Source organism: Streptomyces gossypii (assembly GCF_025165795.1).
In the GTDB taxonomy this organism is placed as follows: Bacteria; Actinomycetota; Actinomycetes; order Streptomycetales; family Streptomycetaceae; genus Streptomyces; species Streptomyces gossypii.
Genome location: NZ_JAJAGO010000022.1, coordinates 29,290 through 52,536, shown reverse-complemented (window position 1 = coordinate 52,536; position 23,247 = coordinate 29,290). Strand labels below are relative to the sequence as shown.

Here is a 23,247-nt window from a genome sequence, read left to right as displayed (position 1 = left end):
CGTGCCCCAGATCGAGATCACCATCGCGGAGGGCCGTACCCCGACGCAGATTCGGAACGTGATGCACGAGGTGTACGCCGCGGTCCTCCGCACCGTGGACACGCGGCCCGAGTACATCCGCGTCGTCGTCCACGAAGTCCCCCGGACTCACTGGGCCACCGGTGACGTCAGCTTGACCGAGAGGGACGCCGCGAGTGCGCGTCAAACCGGCGTGACCGCCGGAAACCAGAGCGACCAGGATGCCACCCGGCGACCGGTCCCCACCGCAGAAGAGGAGCAGCCGTGAGGTTTTCGTTGTTCGTGCACATGGAGCGCTGGGACGAAGAGGTCAGCCACCGGCAGCTCTTCGAGAACCTTTCCGAGCTGACCCTGATGGCCGAGGCAGGCGGGTTCAGCACCGTGTGGATCGGAGAGCACCACGCGATGGAGTACACGATCTCCCCGAGCCCCATGCCACTGCTGGCCTACCTGGCCGCGAAGACGTCGGCCATCCGCCTGGGCGCGGGCACCGTCGTAGCCCCCTTCTGGAACCCGATCCGGGTCGCCGGTGAGAGCGCGCTGCTCGACGTCATCAGCAACGGTCGCATGGAGGTCGGACTCGCTCGAGGCGCCCATCAGTTCGAGTTTGACCGGATGGCGGGCGGGCTGCCCGCCGCCGAAGGCGGAAAGCACCTCCGCGAGCTTGTGCCCGCTGTCCGGGCGCTCTGGCAGGGCGACTACGCCCACGACGGCGAGATCTGGCAGTTCCCGACGTCGACCAGCGTACCCAAGCCGGTGCAGCAGCCCACCCCGCCCATGTGGATCGCCGCCCGCGACCCCGCCTCTCACGACTTCGCTGTGGCCCAGGGCTGCAACGTCATGGTCACTCCGCTGATGAAGGGCGACGAGGAGGTCGCCGACCTCAAGCGGAAGTTCGACACCGCGGTGGCGAACCACCCTGAGGCGCCGCGTCCCGACCTGATGGTGCTGCGGCACACACACGTCCACTGCCCCGACGAGCCCGACGGCTGGCGTCCGGCCGCGGAGGCGATCAACCGCTACTACCGCACCTTCGACGCCTGGTTCGGCAACAAGACCACCCCGGCGAACGGGTTCCTCGAGCCCAGCCCGGAGTCGAAGTTCGAGGGCCGCCCGGAGTTCGAGCCGGAGTCACTGCACAAGACGGCGATGATCGGCACCCCGGCTGAAGTCATCGAGCGGATACGCTCCTACGAGGAGCTCGGCGTCGACGAGTTCAGCTACTGGATCGACACCAGCCTGTCGCACGAAGAGAAGCGCAAGTCGTTGCAGCTGTTCATCGAGGAAGTCGTACCAGCCTTCGAGTGAGAAGGTACCTGCTCGCAAGGACGAAGAGGCGGCCCGGTCATGCCGGGTCGGCTCACTCCTTCCGGTAGTCGTACGCCTCCCGGGCCGCCTCGGCAACCGCCGTGCGGTCCGCACCCGTCCCGGCGGTGAACAGCGCGGCGACCGCGCCCTCCACGAAGGGCGCGTCGGCCATCGCGGACCCGGCGGGCAGCTCGTCGCCCTCGGCGAGCAGCGTCCGTACGGTGAGCACGGCGCTGCCCAGATCCGCCAGGATGACGACTCCCCGGCCCTGGTCCACCTGGTGTGCCGCCCGGGCGACGGCGTCCGCGTCGGTACCGAAGCCGCCGTCCGGGGTGCCGCCCGCGCCCGTGATGGGCACCGGCGCTCCCGAGGCGCCCGCGAGCGCGGCGGCGAGCCGCGCGACCGACTCGGCGACCGCGGCGCTGTGCGAGACCAGCACGATACCGACGTGCGCCGTCGCACCGGCCGGCTCCGTCGGCTCCGCCGCTTGTGTCCCGTTCATCGCCGCTCGCCTCCCTCCGCGGTACGGCTCAGGCCGCCCATCGCAGTCCTGCGGTGCGTACCGGCGCGTCCCACAGCCGCAGCAGTTCTTCATCCACCCGGCACAGCGTCACCGAGGCACCCGCCATGTCGAGCGAGGTCACATAGTTCCCCACCAGGGTGCGGGTCACCGGCACGCCACGCTCGCCGAGCACCCGGTGCACCTCGGCGGCGAAGCCGTACAACTCCAGCAGCGGCGTGCCGCCCATGCCGTTGACCAGAGCGATCACCGGACCGTCCGGCGGCAGGTCCTCCAGCACCGCGTCCACGGTGAAGTCCGCGATCTCGCCGGAGGTCATCATCGCCCGCCGCTCCCGGCCCGGTTCGCCGTGGATGCCGACACCCAGTTCGAGCTCCCCGGCAGGCAGGTCGAAGGTAGGGCTGCCCTTGGCGGGAGTCGTACAGGGGCTCAGCGCGACCCCGAAGCTGCGCGAGGACTCGGCCACCCGGCGGGCAACCCCCTCCACCCGCTCCAGCGGCGCCCCCTCCTGGGCGGCCGCGCCCGCCATCTTCTCCACGAACAACGTGCCTCCGGTGCCGCGCCGCCCGGCGGTGAACAGGCTGTCGGTCACCGCCACATCGTCCTGCACGAGGACCTTCGCGACCCGGATGCCCTCGTCCTGGGCCAGCTCGGCGGCCATGTCGAAGTTCAGCACGTCGCCCGTGTAGTTCTTGACGACGAAGAGCACGCCCGCGCCGCTGTCCACGGCCGCCGCCGCCCGCACCATCTGGTCCGGGACAGGAGAGGTGAACACCTCGCCGGGGCAGGCCGCGTCCAGCATCCCGTGGCCGACGAAGCTGCCGTGCAGCGGCTCATGGCCGGAACCGCCGCCGGAGACCAGACCCACCTTGCCCAGTACGGGAGCGTCGCCGCGCACCACCACCCGGTTCTCGACGTCGACCGTGAGCTCCGGATGCGCGACGGCCATCCCGCGGAGCGCATCGGCAACCACCGTCTCGGGAACATTGATCAGCTGCTTCATCACGGTCTCCCTGGCAGAGGCGTCACGGACTACACCACTCAAGCAGTTCCGGGCGGCCGGTGGAACGACCGCGCGCCCGCCTTCCGGCTGAACCGCGAAACATGCCCTGGCTCCGCGTCCGGCAGCGCCAGGACGGCGTGATGCGCCGCCGTGCCGCGACCGTACGCCAGCTCTGCGCCGGTGCGCCCCGGCACGTTGGGCATACACACTGTGGGGTCGGCCAGCCATACTGGGCGGGGAGGATCGGGCGACGACGGGGGCGACTGCGGCGATGGCGGACACCGCGCTGATCCAGGGCCGTTACCAGCTACTGGATCTGATCGGGCGCGGCGGCATGGGTGAGGTCTGGCGGGCCCGCGACGAGTCGTTGGGCCGTTTGGTGGCGGTCAAGTGCCTCAAGCCGCTCGGGCAGCGGGACACCGCGTTCATGCGCGTGCTGCGGGAACGCTTCCGCCGCGAGGCGCGCGTCGCCGCCGGGCTCCAGCACCGCGGGGTCACGGTCGTCCACGACTTCGGCGAGTACGACGGCGTGCTCTACCTCGTCATGGAACTGCTGGACGGGCACAACCTCAGCCAGCTGCTGGAGGCGAACGGGCGGCGCCCGCTGCCGGTCGCCGAGATCCTCGACATCGCCGGACAGGTGGCCGCCGCTCTCGCTTACACGCACGAGCAGGACATCGTGCACCGTGACCTGAAGCCCGCCAACGTCATGCGGACCGTCGACGGAGCGGTCAAGATCTGTGACTTCGGCATCGCCCGTCTGGGTCACGACATCGGCTTCAGCTCCAAGCTGACCGGCACCGGCATCGCCATGGGCACCCCGCACTACATGTCGCCGGAGCAGATAGCGGGCGGTGCCGTCGACCGCCGCAGCGACCTCTACTCCCTGGGCTGCGTGCTGTACGAGCTCGCCACCGGCGTACCGCCGTTCGACGACGGCGACGCCTGGGCGGTACTCGTCGGCCACCGCGACGCGCCCCCGGAGCCGCCGCGCACCCACCGGGCGGAACTGCCCGAGCCGCTGGAGCGCGTGATCCTCGGGCTGCTGGCCAAGAGCCCCGCCGGCCGGCCCCAGGACGCGGGGGAACTGGGCCGGTTCCTCGCCGAGGTGTGGCCCACGGCGCCCTCCGTGCTGCCGCCCGCCGCGCGCGGGCTGCCCACCTGGGCACTTGCCATGAGCACCGGCTGCAAGGCGAACGCAGGCATGGGGCCGGGTCCGGCACCGGTGGCGTTGCGCACGGTCACGCCGCCGGGCGGGTTTGTCGGCGGGCTCACCGGGCCGTGGACGGGGCCCATGGAGCTGCCCCCAGTCGTCAACCCAGTCGTCAACCCAGTCGTCGACCAGGTCGCCGACCGGGTCGTCAACCCGGCGGCGGCCGCGGTGGCCACCGTGGCCGCACCGCCGCCCAGCACGCTTGTCAGCAGGCACAACGAGGGGCTGAGCCTGGGGCGGCTGGGCCGCTGGGAGGAGGCAGAGGCGGTGCACCACGCGCTGGCCGCGGAGCGCTCCCGCACGCTCGGGTCCGCCCATCCCGACACCCTCGCCAGCCGCTACGAAGTCGCCTTCGCCCTGTGCCGCCTCGGCCGCCACGCGGACGCGGCGCGCGCGTACGAGCAGGTGGCGGCGGGACGGGAGCACACGCTGGGCCCCGATCACCCGGACACCCTCGCCGCCCGTCAGGAGATGGGCTACGTGCTGGGCAGGCTCGGCCGCCACGCCGAGGCGCACCGCACCTACACGGCGGTCCTCGCCTCCCGCGAGCGCACCATGGGGCCCGACCACCCGGACACCCTGCGCTGCCGCCACAACCTCGCGTTCAGCCTCAGCAGGCTCGGCCGGCTGGAGGAATCCCACCGGGTCGCCCGGGAGGTGGCAGACGCCAGAGCCCGGGTGCTCGGCGAGTTCCATGCCGACACGCTGGTGACCCGGTACGAGGTCGCCTACGCGCTCGGCAGACTCGGCCGCTGGGCCGAAGCGCTCGGCGCGTACCACGCGGTCGCCGAAGCCCGCGCGCGTACGGTCGGCCCCGATCACCCCGACACCCTCGCCGCCCGCTACGAGACCGGAGTCAGCCTGGGGCGGCTGGGCCGCTGCGAAGAGGCCCTGGAGGTCTACCGGGAGCTGGCCGGCGCCCGCACTCGCGCACACGGCCCCGCCGACCCGGAGACCCTGCGCGCCCGGCACGGACTGGGCGTCAACCTGGGGCGGCTGGGGCGCTGGGAGGAGGCGCTCGCCGAGTCGCGCGAGGTCGGCACCTTGCGGGAGCGCGTCCTGGGAGCGGACCACGCCGACACCCTGGTCAGCCACCGCGAGACGGCGGTCGCCCTCGGGCAGCTGGGCCGCTGGGCCGAGGCGCTGAAGCTCTACCGCCAAGTCGCCGACGCCCGGCAGCGGGTGCTCGGCGCGGCCCACCCCGAGACCCACAACAGCCGCAACGACGAGGCGCACTGCCTGGCCCGGCTGGGCCGTACGGCCGAGGCCACCGAGCTCTACCGCCAGGTGGCGGCGCTCACCGTACGGCAGGCGGCGCCCCGCACCCGTGAGAGTCTGTCGGGTGGTTTCGGACCGGAGCCATCCGACAGGCTCTGAGGCTGGCCGCCGCTGCGCGCGCGTGCTACCAAGAGAGCCATGCCCGCCGCCCCGCCGCCACCGCCCGCGCCGCCTGCCCGATCCGTGCCGCCGGCCCAGTCCGCCTACGACGCCGTGATCGTGGGCGGCGGCCACAACGGCCTGGTGGCCGCCGCCTATCTCGCGCGTGCCGGTCTCGCCGTACTGGTGCTCGAACGCTCCGGTCACACCGGTGGAGCAGCCGTCTCCACCCGCCCGTTCGCCGGCGTCGACGCCCGGCTGTCCGCGTACTCCTATCTGGTCAGCCTGCTGCCGCGGCGGATCGTCACCGATCTCGGGCTGAACCTGCGGCTGCGCCGACGCGACGTGTCCTCCTACACGCCGGCGGTCCGCGACGGGCGGGCCACCGGGCTGCTGGTGGGCGGCGGCACGCACCGCTCGCGAGAGGCGTTCGCCCGGTTCACCGGGTCCGGACGCGAGTTCGCGTCATGGCAGCGCTTCTACGGCATGACCCAGCGGGTGGCCCAGCGTGTCTTCCCCACCCTCACCGAGCCGCTGCCGACCCGCGACGAGCTGCGCGAGCGGATCGGTGACGACGCCGCCTGGGAAGCCCTCTTCGAGAGGCCGGTCGGGGAGGCGGTCGAGGAGTACTTCGCGGACGACGTCGTCCGCGGCGTCGTGTTGACCGACGCGCTCATCGGCACCTTCTCGCACGCCCACGACCCCTCGCTGCTCCAGAACCGCTGCCTCCTCTACCACCTGATCGGCGGCGGCACCGGCGACTGGGACGTCCCCGTCGGCGGCATGGGCGCCCTCACCGACGCGCTCGCCCGCACGGCACGGAAAGCGGGCGCCGAGATCCGCACGGAGCACCCGGTGCACCGGATCGACACCGACGGACGGACGGCGGCCGTCCACTACCGCACCGGCGGCACGGAGGGCACCGTCGCCGCCCGCGACGTCCTGGTGGGCGCCTCGCCTCACGCCCTCGCGGCGATGCTCTCCGAGGAGCGGCCGGAGCCCGCCGCCGGCTCCCAGCTGAAGGTCAACATGCTGCTGCGCAGGCTGCCCCGGCTGCGGGACAGCGCGGTGGACCCCCGCGAGGCGTTCGCGGGCACCTTCCACGTGAGCGAGGGCTACGGCGAGCTGCGGACCGCCTACGAGCAGGCCGGACGGGGCGAGTTGCCCTCGGCGCCGCCCTCCGAGATCTACTGCCACTCCCTCACCGATCCGTCGATCCTGGGGCCCGCGATCGCCGCGCGCGGCTGGCAGACACTCACCCTCTTCGGACTGCTGACCCCCGCAGATCTCTTCGCCGACGACGCCCCCGACAGCGCCCCGCGCCGCGAGGAGCTCCTGCGTTCCACTCTCGCCCAGCTCGACACCCATCTCGCCGAGCCGATCGCCGGCTGTCTCGCGACCGACGCCGACGGCAGGCCGTGCATCGAGGCCAAGACCCCGGTGGACCTGGAGCGCGAACTGCGGCTCCCCGGCGGCCACATCTTCCACGGTGACCTGTCCTTCCCGTACGCACAGGAGGGCCGCGGTCGCTGGGGCGTCGCGACGGGCCATGCGAACGTGCTGCTGTGCGGGGCGGGAGCCGTCAGAGGCGGCGGAGTCAGCGGCATCGCGGGCCACAACGCCGCCATGGCACTGCTGGAGAAGCGGCGCACTGCGGGCGGCTGAGGCGGCATCGCCTCGCCTGTCCTCCCGCTGTCCGTTGCCCGCTACCAGCCGCTCGCCGCCCTTCGCCCTTCACTCGTTCAGCTCCGGGCGCTCGTCCACCACCCGCTGCGACTTCCCCTCCGACCGCCCCAGCGTCTCCGGGTCGGTGATCTCCACCGCCACCGACACCCCGATCCCCTCGCGTACGGCGCGGGCGATGTCGGAGGTGGCGGCCGCACGGCGCTCGGCTGAGACGCCGGGGCGTGCCTCGGCCCGCACGGTCAGCTCGTCCAGCCGTCCCCGGCGGGTGAGCCGCAGCTGGAAGTGGGGTGCCACTCCGGTGGTACGCAGCACGATCTCCTCGATCTGCGCCGGGAAGAGATTCACCCCGCGCAGGATGATCATGTCGTCGCAGCGGCCGGTGACCTTCTCCATCCGGCGGAAGGCGGGCCGTGCCGTGCCCGGCAGCAGCCGCGTGAGGTCGCGGGTGCGGTAGCGGATCACCGGCATCGCCTCCTTGGTCAGCGAGGTGAGGACCAGCTCGCCGTGCCCGCCCTCGGGCACCGGTCGCCCGGTCCCGGGCGAGACGATCTCCGGCCAGAAGTGGTCCTCCCAGATGTGCAGGCCGTCCTTGGTCTCCACACACTCCGCCGAGACCCCCGGGCCGATCACCTCCGACAGCCCGTATATGTCGACCGCGTCGAGGTCGAAGCGCTCCTCGATCTCCTGCCGCATCCGCTCCGTCCACGGCTCGGCGCCGAAGATGCCCACCCGCAGCGAGGTCGTACGGGGATCGACGCCCTGCCGGTCGAACTCGTCCAGCAGGGTGAGCATGTAGGACGGTGTCACCATGATGATCTCGGGCTCGAAGTCGCGGATCATCCGGACCTGCCGCGCGGTCGCCCCGCCGGAGGCGGGGATCACGGTGCAGCCGAGCCGCTCGGCGCCGTAGTGCGCTCCCAGGCCGCCGGTGAACAAGCCGTACCCGTAGGCAACCTGCACGCGCATGCCCGGCCTGCCGCCGGCCGCGCGGATGCTGCGGGCGACGACCTCCGCCCAGGTGTCCAGATCCCGCCCGGTGTAGCCCACGACGGTCGGCACGCCGGTCGTGCCGCTGGAGGCGTGCAGGCGTCGCACCCGGTCCTGCGGCACGGCGAACATCCCGAAGGGGTAGTTCTCCCGCAGATCGTCTTTGGTGGTGAAGGGGAAGCGGGCCAGATCGGCGAGGCTTGAGCAGTCCTGTGGCCCTACGCCCGCCTTGTCGAACGCCGCCCGGTAGTGGGGGACGTTCTCGTACGCGTGGCGCAGGGTGGCCCGCAGCCGGGTCAGCTGGAGGTGCCGCAGCTCTTCGCGCGTGAGCCGTTCGGCGGGATCCGTCAGCTGCATGAGATGCCCTCACCGCTCGTCCGGGAGCCCTCTGGCGCGCGGTCGGTGCGCGTGCGGCGTCCGGTCAGTGCGGTCACGTAAGCAGCGCGGCGGGGCTTGGTCAAGACGCCCTGTCGGCAGCTGGCCGCGATCGCTACGCTGAGCCCAGCAGACGAACCGGGAGGAGCACGCACGTGGCCGACGGCACCACCACCACGACGGCGATGAAGCCGGAACTCGACCTCACCCACGCACATTGGCAGTCCGGCAGCCGGGGCAAAGGAGATGTGCAGATAGCTTTTGTCGAGGGCTTCATCGCGATGCGCAACGGCCGGCATCCCGAAGTCCCGGCGTTGGTCTTCACCCCGAGTGAATGGCGTGCGTTCGTGCTCGGTGCCCGTCAGGGCGAGTTCGACCTCACCTGACACTTCCGCCCGTGTTTCCCGACCCCGTGTTCCTCAGCTGAGTACCACGCACCCCGCGCGGGCCAGTGCCCGCGCGGTGGGGTCGTCCTCGTGCACTCCGCTCCAGCGCAGGTCGAGTTTCTCCAGCGAGGGGAGCGAGGCGAGCGCGGCGGGCAGCGTACGCAGCGGGTTGCCGCGCAGATCCAGTCCGCGCAGCAGCGGCAGCCCGCCCAGCGAGGCGGGCAGCTCCGTCAGCCGGTTCTCGCGCAGATCCAGCTGACGGAGCTCGGCCAGCTGCCCCAGGCTCTCGGGGAGTGAGGTCAGCGGGTTGCCCCGCAGCCAGAGTTCGCGCAGCGCGCGCAGGCGGCCGAGGTCGTGCGGCAGCGCGGTCAGCCCGCAGTGCTGTGCCCGCAGCTCCACCAGTTGGGCCATTTCGCAGAGGCTGTCGGGGAGTGCGGTGAGCGGGTTCTCGCCGACGTTGAGATAGGCCAGCCGGTCCAGCCGTCCGAGTGAGTCGGGCAGCCGGGTCAGCCTGTTGTCGTGCAGGTAGAGGAAGCGGTCCAGGCGCGGCAGCGCGCCGATCTCTGACGGTATCCGGGGCAACGCGTTGTGTCCCAGATCCAGGGTGTGCAGCCGCCGCAGCTCCCCGATCCGGGGGGAGACGGCCGTGAGCCCGTTGTCCGCCAGGATCAGCACTTCGGTGCCGCCGCGCTGCCACACGTGCGCGGGCACCTCGCCGAGGCCCGCCTTCCACAGGTTCACCGTCTCCGCCATCAGGTGGCAATCATGCCAGCACCCCGGAGCCTGGCTCTCATCCGGGGAAGCCCGGACGAGAGGGCGACGTACCATTGCCCTCATGTCCTTCCTCCGCCGCCGCAACGCCGCCGTGCCCGCCGGGCCGGACTTCGATGTCCTGGCCATGGATCCGTCCGACTGGCCGGGCAACCTCGGAGCCGGGCTGCTGCCCGCTCCCGACGGCAGTTGCCAGGGGGTGTTCCTGCGTTATGACCTGTTCGGCGGCCGGGGCCCGGCGATGATCATCGGCAATCTGCCGCCGGATTCACCGGCCCGTGAGGTGGCCGAGGGCGATGTCCCCTTCGAGGTGGCCCAGCTGCTGTCCGCCCTGGAGAACGACGAGCCGGTGACCGTGGTCGGAGTCGAGGACGACCCGGTGATGCACGAGGACAACCTGCTGATCGTCCGCCGCGTCAAGTGTTCCGAGGAGCGGGTTTCCTGCGTGCAGTTCGACCGGAACGACGGCGTACTGGTGACCATCGCCAGCTGGGACCGCCCGATCACCAGCGATCTGTACGCCCTGCTCAAGCCGCTGCCCGCGGAGCTGTTCCAGCAGTAGGACTTCCATTAGCAGTACCGAGCACCGTGACGTCCTCGGCCTTCACGAAGGCCACCCGGTGCCCCAGCTGGATCTGGTGGTAGAGCTGCTTGCCGCGCACGACCACGGATTTCTCCCCACGGGGGTCGAAGCTCTTCGCCCACAGGTACGCACCGCGGGTACGGAGCCCCAGCGCGTACTTCTGTCCCGCTCCGAGCCGGTAGGGCAACGGCTCGAGGTCCTGCGGGGGCACACCTTCCGGATAGGCGGACTTCTCCGGGTAGGCACGGCCGTAGACCGGCACGCTCCTCTCGCCCCCGGCGGGTGTGACGACGGGGCCGACGGCGGGAACGGCGGTGGGCCGGTCACCCGGATTGTGGAACCACGCCTTCCGCCCCAGGTACCAGATCGCGGTCCAGTCGCCCGCACGCCCGGCCACCGCGTATCGCTGGCCGGTGCCGGCACGCGCCCCGGTGTCGTTGACCCCGGTGGTGGACGGGCTGCCGTCGGGCCGCAGGCCGCGGTCGCGTACCAGTGGTGCCCCGGCGCTCGGCGCCGTGTGCAGGCGTACGGCCCCGGAGCCGTGCGCGGGGCAGGCGGCGCCGCTCTTGTCGCAGCCGGTGTACCGGGGCCGGTGGGTCCGGTAGTCGGGCCGGATGGTGACGAGCGGGGCGCCGCGCCCGGCCGAGGTTGCCCGGAAGGGCTTGCCCAGCAGCTGGAAGTAGTGCTGCCAGTCCCAGTACGGGCCGGGATCGGTGTGCATGCCGGGGATGGCGGCCGGGGTGGTGCCGGGCACGTTGTCGTGGCCCAGGATGTGCTGCCGGTCCAGCGGGATGTCGTACTTCCGCGCCAGATAGCCGACCAGCCGTGCCGAGGAGCGGTACATCGCCTCGGTGTACCAGGCGTCCGGTGCGGTCAGGAAGCCCTCGTGTTCCAGGCCCACCGAGGTCGAGTTGAGATACCAGTTGCCCGCGTGCCACCCCACGTCCTTGGTCCGCACGTGCTGTGCGACGTGGCCGTCCGAGGACCGCAGTGTGTAGTGCCACGACACGTATTCCGGGTCCTGAGCCAGCCGGGTCGCACTCTCCCAGTAGCCCTCCACGTCGTGGATGACGACGTAGTCGATGTCCTGGCTGTCGGGCCGGTCCGCCTTGTCGTGGTTGCCGTAGTCCGGCTCGCCCTCGTCGTTCGTGTACCGCTCGTGCGGGGCGGGCATCCACTCGCAGGAGACGCCGCGCGGGCACTCGGGCGCGCCGTCCGGCTCCGGCTCCTGCTGGCGCGCCGCTGGGCTGCGCAGCCCAGCGGCGCTCCGGAGCCTCACCCGCTGACCTGTGTCCGTGACGCGTTCCCCGCCCGCCCGCAGGACGGCGAAGACCTCCCGCGCGAACGCCGTCCCGCCGTCCTCACCGGTGCCTCCGGGGTAGGCGGCAACTGCCCGGAACCAGTCGGCCGGGTCCTCGCTGAGCGGCAGCCCCAGCCCGCGCTGCGACGCCGCGAGCAGCGCCGCACCACCCTCGATGTTCGCCGCGGGGCGCTCCCGCAGGTCAGCCTGTGAGTGCCCGGTCAGCTCCGCCGCCTTCGCGAGCGTACGCAGCCTGGCGGGCGGGGGCTCGTCCGGGTACACCCCGTACGAGGGCGGTCCTCCGCCCTGCGGGCGCACGCACCGGACGTCACCGCCTGATCCTCGAAGATCTGCCGGACAGGCCCCGGGCGCCGTCCCGGCCGGTCCCGCCTCCCGCACGGCCGTACGGACGTCGGTGAGGTGCATCGGGCCGTAGCCGGCGGAGACACTCGGCCGGCCCGCGTGGCCGTCCCAGCGGGACTGCAGATAGGAGACGCCGAGCAGCACGCCGCGCGGCACCTGGTAGCGCTCCGCCGCTCGGGTGAACGCGCGCTGGAGATCTCCGGGCCCCGGGCCGGGGCCGGCCCGGTCGTCGGCGGCGCCCGGGTCCGCGGCGGCCAGCGGCAGCAGCAGTGCCGCGGCTCCGGCTGCTGCCGCCCGCCGGGCCTGCCGGGCGTATCGGCCGGGACGGCGCCGCCGGTCCCGCCGGTTCTGACCGGGGTCGGCGGGCAGTGGGCTGCCGGGATGGACGGCGGGTCCTCGCATGTGCGGCCTCCTCGGCCCGGGGTGCCTGTCCGCGTGGGTGCGTGTCGCACCGGAAGTCATAGCCCGCCCGCCGGCCGGTCAACCACCGTCGGTGCGCGGCGACCGGCCCGTCGTCCGCGCACCGGCCGGTCCCCGCCCGGCAGTTCGTACGGAACGAATGCCGCCGGTCCCGCCCCGGCTGCACCCGTCCGGCTCACGACGTGGTGCACCCTGTCAGCGCCGCCCCCTCTCCCATGACAGGCCGCCGAGTCAGCGGGTGCCCACGGCGGCCCGTACCGCGCGGCGCGCCATCCCGCAGTCGTCGTGCAGCCGCCGCAGCAGCAGCCGCTGTTCCTCCCCGGAGGCCATGGCACCGGCGCGCTCATGGGCCCGGCCGGGCCGGGCGACCGGCGGCGACGGGTCGCGCATGGTGCGCTGCACCGCGGTCTCGTAGGTACGGATCTCCCGGGTCAGCACGAGCATCAGATTCACCAGGAAGGCGTCCAGGGCGGCCCGTCCGGCGGACTGGGCGAGCTGGCTGATGCGGCGCCGCGCGACAGGAGCGTCACCCAGCACGGTCCACTGCGTCGCCAGGTCGAAGCCCGGCAGGTACCAGCCCGCGTGCTCCCAGTCGATCAGCACCGGACCGGCGGGGGAGAGCAGCACGTTGGAGAGCAGGGCGTCGCCGTGGCAGAACTGCCAGGGCCCGTAGCGCCTGCCGCCCGCGCTCACCACCCCGTGCAGCAGCTTCTGGAGGTCGCCCACGTCGCGGTCGGTCAGCAGGCCGAGTTCGTGATAGCGGTTCAGCCGCGCCGGATAGTCGATCGGGCGGTCGAAGGCGGCGGCGGGAGGCCGCCAGGCGTTGACCCGGCACACCGACTCCAGCACGGCGTTGAGCTCCGCACGGCTGGGCGTTTCGAACGGATGCCGCTGCAGCGCCGCCGGGCGGCCGGGCATCCGCTCGGTGATCAGAGTCCCGGCGTCCGGATCGGCGGCCACCAGCCGGGGCACCCGTACCGGTGGACGGTGGCGTACGAAGGTGCGGTAGGCCGCTATTTCGTGCTGGAACCGCTCCACCCAGGCGGGGGAGTGGTCCACCAGGCACTTCGCCACCACGGCGGTGCGGCCGACGGTGCCGGCCAGCAGCACCGAGCGGCCGCTGCGCCGCAGCAGCTGCACCGGCTGGAAGTCCGGACAGACGCGGTGCACCGAGGCGATGACCGTCCGCAGCTGCGCCCCCTGCGGGCCGGACAGATCCAGCCTCCCGCTGAGGGGCCGGCCGGCGGCGACGGGTACCCGGCGCGGCCGGCCCGTCCTGCCGTAAGGCTCCGTCAGGCGTGGCCGGGGTGGTGCGGACACGGGGGACGTTGCTGGATACATGGGCGAGCAGGATCCCTTCGTGCGCCGACGGTTGGCTGCGCCCCCGGCCCTTCGATCGGGCTCCGGCAGACGGTCTGCGCACCCTGGGGAGTACGGACCGGCCGGACCCGAGCACGGGCCGGGTGGCGCTTTTCCAAAGGACACCCGCGCGCGGGTGGCACACCACGTGGCGGACCCTGGCGAACCCTGGCGAATGCTCGAAGCACGGGCTGCGGGCCCGTTACTGTCAACTCAGCCGAGAACCTGGGGGCTTGACGTGACCAAGGGACCCAACACCCGTCTCGCGGACCTGTTCGGCCTTGCCGACTGGTCCAAGGGCGAACTCGCGAGACTCGTGAACCGGCAGGCGGCGGCCATGGGCCATCCGCAGCTGGCGACGGACACCTCACGGGTGCGGCGTTGGATCGACATGGGGGAGACCCCGCGAGATCCGGTGCCGAAAGTGCTGGCCACCCTGTTCACCGAGCGGCTCGGTCGTGTCGTGACCATCGAGGATCTCGGATTCCGCAAGCCGGGGCAGACAGGGAACCGGCAGTCCGTCGACGGACTGCCCTGGGCACCGGAGCGGACGGCCGCGGTCCTCACCGAATTCACGGGAATGGACCTCATGCTCAACCGACGCGGCTTGGTGGGTGCGGGCGCCGCGCTCACCGCGGGATCCGCCCTCAGCGGTGCCCTGCACGACTGGCTCCGGACGGACCCCGCCCTGGCGGCAGGCGCTCCTCCCCTCGACTCCCTCCAGCAGATCAACGTCCCCTCCTCCCCCTACGATCCGGCGCCCGTGGGCGTCGAGGAGATCGAAGCGCTCGAACACTCGGTCGAGGTCTTCCGCGCCTGGGACGCGGCCCGTGGCGGCGGGCTCCAGCGCAAGGCGGTGGTGGGCCAACTCAACGAGGTGGGCGGCATGCTCACCCACCAGCATCCAGGGCATATGCAGCAGCGGCTCTGGGGGGTGGCGGCGAACCTCGCCGTGCTCGCCGGGTGGATGTCGCACGATGTGGGCCTGGAGCCCACCGCCCAGAAGTACTTCGTGATCGCCACCCATGCGGCCAGGGAGGGCGGCGACCGCCCGCGCGCAGGTGAGGCGCTCTCCCGCGCGGCCCGCCAGATGGTGCACCTGGGAAGGCCGGACGACGCACTGGATCTGATGCAGCTTGCCAACAGGGGTTCGGGGGGTGCGACGCTGCCTCGTACGCAGGCGATGCTGCACACCGTCGAGGCGTGGGCTCAGGCGTCGATGGGCCGCGGGCAGGCGATGCGGCGGACCCTGGGCCGGGCCGAGGAGCTCTTCGCCTCCGACCGCGGCGACGTGCCGCCGCCGAGCTGGATGCAGATCTTCAAGGAGGAGGATCTGTACGGCATGCAGGCGCTGGCGTACCGCACCCTGGCCGAGCACGATCCGTCCGCGGCCGGCCATGCGCGGCGCTTCGCGGGCAAGGCGCTGCACATGCGGGTCGACGGGAGGCAGCGGTCCAAGATCTTCGACTATCTGACGATGGCCTCCGCCTGCTTCATCGCCGACGACCCGGACGAGGCCGACCGGTACGCCAGGCTGGCCCTGCTGACGATCGGACAGACCTCCTCGCACCGGACCTGGGACCGGCTGCGGGAGATGTACCGGCTCACCGGGCACTACTCGGGCTACCCCAAGATCGAGGAGTTGCGCGCGGAGGTGCTGGAGGCGCTGCCGAAGGCCCCGCGGGGGCGGGGAACGACGGCGGTGTAGGAGCCTGCCGGGGCGCGGGGCTCGGGTGGTGTGCGGCGGTTCGGCCGGTGTGTCCGTGCCGTCAGTCGCCGATCCTGGCGACCAGTACACAGGCGTCGTCCTCGCGCTCCCGGTCGCCGAACTCCTCGACGACCGTGCGCACACACTCCTGGGCGGTGCGCGCGGCGGCGAACCGGGGAGCGAGGCCCAGCAGCCGGTCGGTGCTCGTACGGGCCGGCCCGTCGGCTCCGCCGGTGCCGTCGAACGCGGCGCTGCGCGGGGCCAGTCCGTCGGTGTGCAGCACCAGCAGGTCACCCGGCTCCAGCTGCTCCTCCCGCTGCCCGTAGACCGCTCCGGAGGTCGCCCCGAGGAGCACGCCCTCGGGGCGGTCCAGCGAACGGCCCGCGCCGCCACGGAACAGCAGAGGCGCCGGGTGACCCGCCTGTGACCAGGTGAGCGTACGGGTGTGCGGGAGGTAGCGGCAGCACACCGCGCTGCCCAGCGCGGGCTGTGCGGCGGAGTCCAGCAGCTCGTTGAGGTGTGCCATCAGCGCGCCGGGTTCCACCCCGGCGACCGCCATGCCGCGCACCGCGCCGAGCAGCATCGCCATGCCGGAGGTGGCCGCGACGCCGTGGCCGGTCAGGTCGCCGGCGCTGAGCAAGGTGGCGCCTCCGGGCAGCTCCAGCGCGTCATACCAGTCGCCGCCGACCAGGGCGCCCGTCGCGGACGGCAGATAGTGCGCGGCCAGCTCCAGTGCGCCGCTGAGCCCTCCCGCACCCTGAGGGAGCCGCAGCGAACCGCGCCAGGGGGGCAGTACCGTCTCCTGCAGCTCGACCGCGAGCCGCCGCTCCGTCTGGGCGAGATGCCGCTCCCGCTCCAGGCGGTCGCCCGTCTCGCGCACGGCGCGCTCGCTGCGGCGCAGCTCGCTGACGTCCCGCAGGACCGCCCACATGGACGCCGTACCGCCCTCGGCGTCGAGAACCGGCTCACCCATCATGTGCACGGTGCGCACCGAACCGTCCGGCCGCACCAGGCGGAACTCGCCGTCCACCGGCCTGCCGTCCACCAGGCAGTCGGTGACCGCCGCGGTCAGTGCCGTCTGATCCTCGCTCCACACCCAGGAGGGCAGCTCGTCGAGGGACAGCGGGCCGTCCGACAGCGTCCGGCCGAAGATCCCGAAGAGCTCCTCGGACCACGTCACCTCGTCCGTGAGCAGATCCCACTCGGCGCTGCCGACCCGCCCGACGAGGGAGCCGGCCGCGGGCACCCTGGGGGCTGCCTCGGGGCTGTCGTACGCGGCGGCGCCGCCGTGCGGCCCCGCGCCGGCGCCGCTCCGGGCGGCCGGGACGTCCGGCTGGGTGTGGAGGCCGGACGCCGGGGTGGGACCGGGCGGGACGCCCTCGCGAAGCTGCCTGAGCTGACCGCCGAGGTCGTCGAGCTGGTGCGCCGCCAGCTCGCAGAGCGCGCGCCGCCAGCGCTGCTGGGCGTCGGGCTGGCACTCCTCGTCGTCTCCGACGGCGTCACGGCGGACCGCGTCGATACCACCGCGGAGGCGGCGGGTCTCGGTGATGAGGGCGTCCAGCGCGCCGCCTCCGGGCGGCTCTGCGGCGCAGCGGTCCGCATGGAGGTGGGAGGGCATGTGAATCTCCGATACGGGTCAGGTCCGCTCACGACTGTGACATAGGCCGCGACTGAGCGTAAGGGATTTGGCAACACCCGATTCAGTGGTGCTTCAGGCATATGTCAGCGGCTTCCGCTTCGCTCCGACCAGCTGGCCCCCGAATCGGCGGAATCGATGCTTCCGGGTAGGCTGCCGCCGCGGGGCGGTCCGGGGCGGACCGGCCTCGGCAGGAATAGAACCGCCGCCATCGGCAAGAATGCCGGTCAGCGGAAATCCCGTTGCCAGTCGAACACCACGCACCGGATGCTGACTCTTATGTTCGTCGATTCCGTCGATTCCGACATAGCGCCCAGCGGCACCCTGCTCGGCCTCCTCCAGCGAGGCCGTGGAGACGGGACGCTGCACGCCCTCGCGGCGCCGCGTGCCGAAGCGCTGTCCGCCCTTCGGCAATGCGTGCTGCACGATCCACGACGCGACTGGCAGATCGAACACCGGTCGCTCTATTACGCGCGCCTCCACATGGAGCTCGACGCGGGCCTCGACGACATCGAGAAGCACCTCTTCCACCCGGACGACCTCGTCACCCTGGAGGGCACCGAGGAGCGCACCGGCCTGGCCCTGTCCGTGCTCGGCCACCTCGCCTCCTACGGCGACGACGGCGCTCTGCGGCTGCTGCGCCGGTACGCGGTGGCGGGCGCCAACTGGCAGTGGGCGCTCGACGAGCTCGCCGTGCGTGACGACGACGCAGCACTGCGGCGCCTCGGTGCCGCCGTACTCGCCCGCTTCCCCCGCACCCGGGAGGGCGACGCCGATCTCGCCGAAGCCGCCCGCAACGCCTTCGAGCCCAGGCCGTGGCGCCTGTGGGCGGAGGACCCGGCACACCCCGAGCGGGCCGAGCGACTGCGCCGCCTGCAAGAACAGGGCTCCTTCGACCGCTGGCAGCGGCAGCTGAACAACCGGGGACCCCGCCCCGGCTGGAGCGTGCGCGAGGTCCTGGACTGGGCCGAGAACGGCGGCGACCATTCGGGCCCCGGCGGGCAGCCGGATCGCTACGGTGAGGCGAGCCGGCACCGGGAGGCCGCCGCCGCCCGCTGTCTGGCGGCCGTGGCGGGCCCGGAGGACCGCGACGAACTGCTCCGCGCCGCCCGCGGCGGCACGGACACCCGCCGGGCCGCAGCGCTGCGGCACCTCGCCGAGCGCGGCGACCCGGCCGTCCTCGACCTGCTCGCGGACGCCGCGGTCGAACCGTCGATGAGCGCGGCCGACGGCACCCTGCCGCCGCTGGCCCGCTCCGCACTCGACTCCTTCGCCCGGATGCGCAGCGTCGCCGCGCTGGAGCGGGCCCGGCACTGGGCCGGGCACCGCGACGACGCGCTGGGCCTGGTCGCCGCGCAGATGCTCGCCAACCGGGGCGGCCCGCAGGACACCGGTGCGGTCCTGGCCGCCCTGCGCCGCACCCTGCGCCTGCACGGGGCGGACAGCGACGAGCTGTGGCCGCTGGTCGACGGGACGGGGCGGCTGACCATCCGCTGTGCCGCACCCGTGCTGCGCCATATCTACCGCGAGACCTCCTCGTCCCAGCTGCGCGGTCGTACCGCCCGCGCGCTGGCCGCCACCGACCCCACGTTCGCGGCGGGCTTCGCGATCGAATGCCTGTGGGACTGCGAGGAGAGCACCCGCGAGATCGCCGCACAGAACGCGACGACGGGGGACGCCCGCGTCGTCGAGCGGCTGCGCCGCCTTGCCGCCGATCCTGCCGAGGAGTCCGGGGTCCAGAGCGCGGTGCGCGGCAGACTCAGTCCGGACGGCGGCCCGTCCGTGTGACACGCGCCCGGTGGCTCGGCTACCGACCGCGCCGGTGCGCCCCGGGCCCGGTCCGTGCGGACGAGACCACCCCCGCCCGGCGTCCGGCTGAGCCAGTGGCGTGACCGGAAGGTCACCGGCTCGCGCCGTCCGGCACACCTGGCTGCGTTGCGGAGCCCCGTGGCGGAGGCCCCGGCACCGGAGGCGCGCTTCCCGGCAAGCCCCCGGCCCCCGGCCCCGGCCCCCGGCCCCGGCCTCAGCCTCAGCCCGGCGGTCGGGCTCCCGCCTCCGTCTCGCCCCGCCCGTACGCAGGCCGACCGCGGCAGCGGTGCGCGCGCCGCGACACCGCCCCGCCCCATGAGTGACGGCGGCCACGCGGCGGTGTGCGAAGTCGCCCGCGTACGGCGGCGCGGCACGGACGGGAACCGCCTTCCGCCCGCCGCCCGACTGGCACGATGGCCGCATGACCGGGCGCTGGGAATTCTGGATCGACCGCGGCGGCACTTTCACCGACATCATCGGCAAGCGGCCGGACTCCACCCTGCGCACCGGGAAGCTTCTCAGCCACGACCCCGAGCGCTACCGTGACGCGGCCGTCGCCGGCATCCGGCGGATGCTGGGCATCCCCGAGGGCGAGCCGGTGCCGGGTACCCGCGTCGAGGCCGTCAGGATGGGCACCACCGTCGCCACCAACGCCCTGCTGGAGCGCACCGGTGAACCGACGGTCCTGCTGACCACCACGGGCTTCCGGGACGCCCTGCGCATCGCCTACCAGAACCGGCCGCGCCTCTTCGACCGGCACATCGTGCTGCCGGTGCCGCTCTACGAACGCGTGGTCGAGGTGCCGGAGCGGACGGGCGCCGAGGGGGAGACCGTCCGCCCCCTGGACCGGGACGCCGCCACCGCGGCGCTGCGCGACGCGTACCGCGACGGCTTCCGCAGTGCCGCCGTCGTCCTGCTGCACGCCTACCGCGCGCCCGTGCACGAACGGGAGATCGCCCGCCTCGCCCGCGAGACCGGCTTCACCCAGGTCAGCTGCTCACACGAGGTCAGTTCGCTGATCAAGCTGGTGCCCCGCGGAGACACCACCGTCATGGACGCCTACCTCTCGCCCGTACTGCGCCGCTACGTCGACGAGGTGGCCACCGAGCTCCCCGGCGTACGGCTGATGTTCCTCCAGTCCAACGGCGGGCTGCGGGAGGCGGCGCACTTCCGGGGCAAGGACGCCATCCTGTCCGGCCCGGCCGGCGGAGTCGTCGGCGTGGCGCGCAGCTGCGCCGAGGTCGGCCACGACCGCGTCATCGGCTTCGACATGGGCGGCACCTCCACCGACGTCTCGCACTACGCGGGCGCGCTGGAGCGCTCGTTGGGCACCGAGGTCGCCGGGGTCCGGATGCGCGCGCCCATGATGGACATCCACACCGTCGCGGCGGGCGGCGGCTCCGTCCTGCACTTCGACGGCGCACGCTACCGGGTCGGCCCGGACTCCGCCGGAGCGCACCCCGGCCCCGCCTGCTACCGGCGCGGCGGGCCCCTCACGGTCACCGACGCCAACGTGATGCTCGGCCGGGTGCAGCCCGCGCACTTCCCGCACGTCTTCGGTCCCGGCGGGGACCAGCCGCTCGACGCGGACCTGGTGCGGGAGCGGTTCGCCGAGCTCGCCCGCGAAGCCGCGGCGGCCACCGGGGACGACCGCGGCGCCGAGGAGGTCGCCGAGGGGTTCCTGGAGATCGCCGTGCTCAACATGGCCAACGCCGTCAAGAAGATCTCCGTTCAGCGCGGCCACGACGTCACCCGCTACGCCCTCGCGGCCTTCGGCGGCGCGGGCGGCCAGCACGCCTGCGGGGTCGCGGACGTGCTCGGCGTCCCCACCGTGGTGGTGCCGCCCCTCGCGGGCGTGCTCTCCGCCTACGGCATCGGGGTCGCCGACGCCACCGCCCTGCGGGAACAGTCCGTCGAAGCCGAACTGACCGACGCCGTGCTGCCGGACGTACGGGAGCTGTGCGGACGGCTGGCCGCGCGCACCCGCACCGAACTGCGCTCCGACGGCATCCCGGACGCGGCGATCGAGACCCGGACCAGGCTGCACCTGCGCTACGCCGGTACGGACGCCACCCTGGAGGTGGACCTCGGCGAAGCCCCCGCCATACGCGCCGAGTTCGAGTCCGCGCACCGCGCCCGCTACGGCTTCGTCATGGACAAGCCGCTGGTCGTGGCCACCGCGGTGGCCGAGGCCACCGGGACGGCCGGACCGCACGGCGCGCCCACCGCCCTGCCAGCCGAGCGGACCGGCGCCGAAGCCCCGGCGCCTGCCGACCGGGTACGGATGTACGCCGCCGGCCGGTGGCGGGAGTGCGCGCTCCACCGGCGCGCCGGACTGCGCCCCGGCGTCACCGTCGAGGGCCCCGCCGTCCTCGCGGAGGACGACGCCACCACCGTCGTCGACCCCGGCTGGCAGGCCACCGCCGATCCGCACGGCCATCTGCTGCTGACCCGGACCACACCCCGCTCCTCGGCCGGCGCGGTCGGCACCGCCGCCGATCCCGTCCGGCTGGAGGTCTTCAACAGCCTCTTCATGGCCATCGCCGAACAGATGGGCGTGCGGCTGGAGCACACCGCGCACTCCGTCAACATCAAGGAGCGGCTCGACTTCTCCTGCGCCCTCTTCGACGACGAGGGCAACCTCATCGCCAACGCGCCGCACATCCCCGTACACCTGGGCTCGATGGGCGAGTCCATCAAGGAGGTGCTGCGGCGCCACGGCGCCGCGGGCGGCGAGGGCACCGGCATGCGGCCCGGCGAGGTCTACGCGGTCAACGACCCGTACCACGGAGGCACCCATCTGCCCGATGTCACCGTCGTCACCCCGGTGTTCGACGCCTCCGGAGGGACGCTGCTCTTCCTCGTCGCCTCCCGCGGCCACCACGCCGAGATCGGCGGCATCACACCCGGCTCCATGCCCGCCTTCAGCCGCACCGTGCACGAGGAGGGCGTTCTCTTCGACAACTGGCCCCTGGTGCGGGACGGTTCGCTCCGTGACGAGGAGACCCGCGCACTGCTGGCTGCCGCACCCCACCCCTCCCGCGCACCCGACGCGAACCTCGCCGACCTGCGGGCGCAGATCGCCGCGAATGAGAAGGGCGTCACGGAACTGCACCGCATGACCGAGGAGTTCGGGCTCGATGTCGTACGTGCCTACATGCGGCACGTGCAGGACAACGCGGAGGAGTCCGTACGCCGCATCATCGCCGGACTCGACGACGGCGCCTACCGCTACGAATGCGACAGCGGTGCCGTCATCCGGGTGAGCATCACGGTCAACCGCGAACAGCGCACCGCCGTCATCGACTTCGCGGGCACCTCACCGCAGCGTGACGACAACTCCAACGCGCCCAGTTCGGTGGTGATGGCGGCCGTCCTCTATGTCTTCCGCACCCTCGTCGCCGACGACATCCCCCTCAACAGCGGCTGCCTCAAACCGCTGGAGATCCGCATCCCGCCCGGCTCCATGCTCGCTCCCGTCTTCCCCGCCGCCACCGTGGCCGGGAACGTGGAGACCTCCCAGGCGGTAACCGGCGCCCTCTACGCGGCCCTCGGCATCCAGGCGGAGGGGTCGGGCACCATGAACAACGTCACCTTCGGCAACGACCGCGTGCAGTACTACGAGACGGTGGCCAGCGGCTCCGGCGCGGGCGACGGCTTCGCGGGCACGGACGCGGTGCAGACCCACATGACCAACTCCCGGCTGACCGACCCCGAAGTCCTGGAACACCGCTACCCGGTGCGGGTCGAGGACTTCTCCGTCCGCGAGGGCAGCGGCGGAGCGGGCCGCTGGCCCGGCGGCTGTGGGGTGGAGCGCCGCATCCGCTTCCTGGAGCCGATGACGGTGACCGTGCTGGGGGGCCACCGCCGGGTGGCGCCGTACGGCATGGCGGGCGGCGGACCGGGCGCGCTCGGGGTGAACGCGCTGGAGCACGCGGACGGTTCGGTCACCGCGCTCTCCGGCCGCGACGTGGCGGAGGCGGCCGCGGGCGACGTACTGGTGCTCCGCACCCCGGGCGGCGGGGGCTACGGCACGCCGGTCTGACCGCCCGTCACCCACACCAGCCGCGCGGTGACGTCCGGCTGCCGCCCGAACCACCGCAACGCGCGCTCCGGCGAGGGCACCCGCATCCGCCGGTGCCCGCCCACGCCGACGATCGTCCTCGAACGCCAGCCCCCACGCGGCAACCCACCCGTCCGCCCGCTCCCCGTCTCCTGCATCACGGCGAACAGCCGAGGCGCCTCACTGAGGGCGAGCTCGCGAAGCTCCTGCCCGAACTCGACCTCGCCGCATAGGGGTTCGGGGTCCGCAAAGGCTGGGGCCTCCGAGACCTTCCGACTGATGGGGTGACCTCCGTCGACTGGCATGCTGAACCCCTCACATGGAGTGTTTGATCTGCTGCTGTCCGTGCTGCTATTCTGGAA

At 72.9% G+C, this 23,247-nt stretch carries 17 protein-coding genes; 9 read left to right on the top strand and 8 right to left on the bottom strand.

Annotated features, from left to right (window positions below):
- The first annotated feature begins 1 nt into the window (after position 1).
- Entirely contained in the window at positions 2 to 286 is a 285-nt protein-coding gene (locus LHJ74_RS32550; protein ID WP_260221914.1) for a tautomerase family protein, read from the top strand.
- Complete coding sequence (locus LHJ74_RS32545) at positions 283 to 1,326, top strand: LLM class flavin-dependent oxidoreductase (protein ID WP_260221913.1); 1,044 nt, start codon at positions 283 to 285, stop codon at positions 1,324 to 1,326. Before LHJ74_RS32550 ends, LHJ74_RS32545 begins: the two co-directional genes overlap by 4 nt.
- A 52-nt stretch (positions 1,327 to 1,378) precedes the next feature.
- On the opposite strand, the gene LHJ74_RS32540 is transcribed toward LHJ74_RS32545, so the two are convergent.
- Together LHJ74_RS32540 and dhaK are read right to left on the bottom strand one after the other, a co-directional pair.
- Positions 1,379 to 1,828, bottom strand: a complete 450-nt coding sequence (locus tag LHJ74_RS32540) for a PTS-dependent dihydroxyacetone kinase phosphotransferase subunit DhaM (RefSeq protein ID WP_260221912.1) — start codon at positions 1,826 to 1,828, stop codon at positions 1,379 to 1,381.
- 28 nt (positions 1,829 to 1,856) lie between these two features.
- The gene (gene dhaK / locus LHJ74_RS32535; RefSeq protein WP_260221911.1) at positions 1,857 to 2,849 is read right to left on the bottom strand and encodes a dihydroxyacetone kinase subunit DhaK; all 993 of its coding nucleotides are present in this window, start codon (positions 2,847 to 2,849) and stop codon (positions 1,857 to 1,859) included.
- A gap of 271 nt (positions 2,850 to 3,120) precedes the next feature.
- Here dhaK and LHJ74_RS32530 point away from each other — a divergent pair, with 271 nt between their 5' ends.
- Together LHJ74_RS32530 and LHJ74_RS32525 are read left to right on the top strand one after the other, a co-directional pair.
- Positions 3,121 to 5,439, top strand: a complete 2,319-nt coding sequence (locus LHJ74_RS32530) for a serine/threonine-protein kinase (RefSeq protein ID WP_260221909.1) — start codon at positions 3,121 to 3,123, stop codon at positions 5,437 to 5,439.
- Positions 5,440 to 5,478: 39 nt separating this feature from the next.
- Positions 5,479 to 7,104: a phytoene desaturase family protein gene (locus tag LHJ74_RS32525; protein ID WP_260221908.1), complete on the top strand. Its 1,626-nt coding sequence runs from the start codon at positions 5,479 to 5,481 to the stop codon at positions 7,102 to 7,104.
- Positions 7,105 to 7,173: 69 nt separating this feature from the next.
- Here LHJ74_RS32525 and paaK read toward each other — a convergent pair whose 3' ends face one another.
- Positions 7,174 to 8,469 carry a phenylacetate--CoA ligase PaaK gene (paaK, locus tag LHJ74_RS32520; RefSeq protein WP_260221907.1) on the bottom strand — a complete coding sequence of 432 codons (1,296 nt, stop codon included), beginning with the start codon at positions 8,467 to 8,469 and terminating at the stop codon, positions 7,174 to 7,176.
- A gap of 173 nt (positions 8,470 to 8,642) precedes the next feature.
- On the opposite strand from paaK, the gene LHJ74_RS32515 reads away from it, so the two are divergent.
- Entirely contained in the window at positions 8,643 to 8,873 is a 231-nt protein-coding gene (locus tag LHJ74_RS32515) for a DUF397 domain-containing protein (RefSeq protein ID WP_375546887.1), read from the top strand.
- 33 nt (positions 8,874 to 8,906) lie between these two features.
- Here the strand turns inward: LHJ74_RS32515 and LHJ74_RS32510 are convergent, their stop codons facing one another.
- Positions 8,907 to 9,626 carry a leucine-rich repeat domain-containing protein gene (locus tag LHJ74_RS32510; RefSeq protein WP_260221906.1) on the bottom strand — a complete coding sequence of 240 codons (720 nt, stop codon included), beginning with the start codon at positions 9,624 to 9,626 and terminating at the stop codon, positions 8,907 to 8,909.
- 82 nt (positions 9,627 to 9,708) lie between these two features.
- Between LHJ74_RS32510 and LHJ74_RS32505 the strand changes: the two genes are divergently transcribed.
- Positions 9,709 to 10,206, top strand: a complete 498-nt coding sequence (locus LHJ74_RS32505; RefSeq protein ID WP_260221905.1) for a hypothetical protein — start codon at positions 9,709 to 9,711, stop codon at positions 10,204 to 10,206.
- On the opposite strand, the gene LHJ74_RS32500 is transcribed toward LHJ74_RS32505, so the two are convergent.
- Together LHJ74_RS32500 and LHJ74_RS32495 are read right to left on the bottom strand one after the other, a co-directional pair.
- A complete protein-coding gene (locus tag LHJ74_RS32500) occupies positions 10,172 to 12,292 on the bottom strand; it encodes an N-acetylmuramoyl-L-alanine amidase (RefSeq protein ID WP_260221904.1) in 2,121 nt (706 codons plus the stop codon). The genes LHJ74_RS32505 and LHJ74_RS32500 overlap by 35 nt on opposite strands.
- Positions 12,293 to 12,541: 249 nt before the next feature.
- Positions 12,542 to 13,651 carry an aminoglycoside phosphotransferase family protein gene (locus LHJ74_RS32495; RefSeq protein WP_260221903.1) on the bottom strand — a complete coding sequence of 370 codons (1,110 nt, stop codon included), beginning with the start codon at positions 13,649 to 13,651 and terminating at the stop codon, positions 12,542 to 12,544.
- Between the two features lie 256 nt (positions 13,652 to 13,907).
- Between LHJ74_RS32495 and LHJ74_RS32490 the strand changes: the two genes are divergently transcribed.
- Positions 13,908 to 15,377 (top strand): DNA-binding protein NsdB, encoded by a 1,470-nt coding sequence (locus tag LHJ74_RS32490; protein WP_260221902.1) that lies wholly within the window; start codon positions 13,908 to 13,910, stop codon positions 15,375 to 15,377.
- A gap of 61 nt (positions 15,378 to 15,438) precedes the next feature.
- On the opposite strand, the gene LHJ74_RS32485 is transcribed toward LHJ74_RS32490, so the two are convergent.
- On the bottom strand, positions 15,439 to 16,995 hold the full coding sequence (locus LHJ74_RS32485) for a PP2C family protein-serine/threonine phosphatase (protein ID WP_260221901.1): 1,557 nt from the start codon (positions 16,993 to 16,995) through the stop codon (positions 15,439 to 15,441).
- A gap of 297 nt (positions 16,996 to 17,292) precedes the next feature.
- Between LHJ74_RS32485 and LHJ74_RS32480 the strand changes: the two genes are divergently transcribed.
- Both LHJ74_RS32480 and LHJ74_RS32475 read left to right on the top strand, forming a co-directional pair.
- A complete protein-coding gene (locus LHJ74_RS32480) occupies positions 17,293 to 18,801 on the top strand; it encodes an aldehyde dehydrogenase family protein (RefSeq protein ID WP_260221900.1) in 1,509 nt (502 codons plus the stop codon).
- A 442-nt stretch (positions 18,802 to 19,243) separates the two neighbouring features.
- Complete coding sequence (locus tag LHJ74_RS32475; RefSeq protein WP_260221899.1) at positions 19,244 to 22,867, top strand: hydantoinase B/oxoprolinase family protein; 3,624 nt, start codon at positions 19,244 to 19,246, stop codon at positions 22,865 to 22,867.
- On the opposite strand, the gene LHJ74_RS32470 is transcribed toward LHJ74_RS32475, so the two are convergent.
- On the bottom strand, positions 22,849 to 23,190 hold the full coding sequence (locus LHJ74_RS32470) for a hypothetical protein (protein ID WP_260221898.1): 342 nt from the start codon (positions 23,188 to 23,190) through the stop codon (positions 22,849 to 22,851). The two genes, LHJ74_RS32475 and LHJ74_RS32470, sit on opposite strands and share 19 nt — an antisense overlap.
- Positions 23,191 to 23,247 lie beyond the last annotated feature (57 nt).